The sequence below is a fragment of the Clostridioides sp. ZZV15-6388 genome, from assembly GCF_020657755.1.
In the GTDB taxonomy this organism is placed as follows: Bacteria; Bacillota; Clostridia; order Peptostreptococcales; family Peptostreptococcaceae; genus Clostridioides.
Window position 1 is genome coordinate 1 of the sequence record NZ_JAGWCU010000074.1, and the last position, 705, is coordinate 705.

2 tRNA genes and 2 rRNA genes are annotated in these 705 nt (G+C 37.2%); all 4 read left to right on the top strand.

Annotated elements, in window-relative coordinates:
• A 23S ribosomal RNA gene (locus tag KGF48_RS19755) occupies nucleotides 1-72 on the top strand; the annotation flags it as partial.
• 201 nt (nucleotides 73-273) lie between these two features.
• Nucleotides 274-390, top strand: a 5S ribosomal RNA gene (gene rrf, locus KGF48_RS19760).
• Between the two features lie 5 nt (nucleotides 391-395).
• Nucleotides 396-484: transfer RNA gene (locus KGF48_RS19765), tRNA-Leu, on the top strand.
• A gap of 9 nt (nucleotides 485-493) precedes the next feature.
• Nucleotides 494-570: transfer RNA gene (locus tag KGF48_RS19770), tRNA-Ile, on the top strand.
• Nucleotides 571-705: the final 135 nt, after the last annotated feature.

Consider the following 705-nt stretch of genomic DNA (forward strand, 5'->3'; position numbering starts at 1 on the left):
TTGATAGGTCGAAGGTGTAAGTGCAGCAATGTATTTAGCTTATCGATACTAATAGGTCGAGGACTTGACCAATATTTATTTGATGTTCATTAATTAAAATATATATGTAGTTTTTAGAGTGTTAACTCTATGTATTTAAATTTGTCAATAATTAGAGATTTTTAAGAGTTTTATAAGCTAAAAATCGAATGAAAAAAGTATTGACATAATAAGACAAAGATGTTATTATAATACTTGTCTTAGAAAAAAGATAAATGAAAATTTAGACAATAATCTGGTTATAATAGCAGAGAGGATACACCTGTTCCCATTCCGAACACAGAAGTTAAGCTCTCTAGCGCTGATGGTACTTGGTGGGAAACTGCCTGGGAGAGTAGGACATAGCCAGGTGATGTGCCGAAGTGGCGGAACTGGCAGACGCACAGGACTTAAAATCCTGCGGGACTTACCTCTCGTACCGGTTCGATTCCGGTCTTCGGCACCAAATTATTGTGGGCCATTAGCTCAGTTGGTTAGAGCGCCCGGCTCATAACCGGTAGGTCTGGGGTTCGAGTCCCTGATGGCCCACCACAATAATTTAAAGAACTTTGAAAATTAAACAGTAGGTTAATTTATAAAACAAGAAACAAACCATAAAGCCAGATATTTTGATAACAATAGTATCTGAGCCTGATAAACTTTTATTTGAGAGTTTGATCCTGGCTC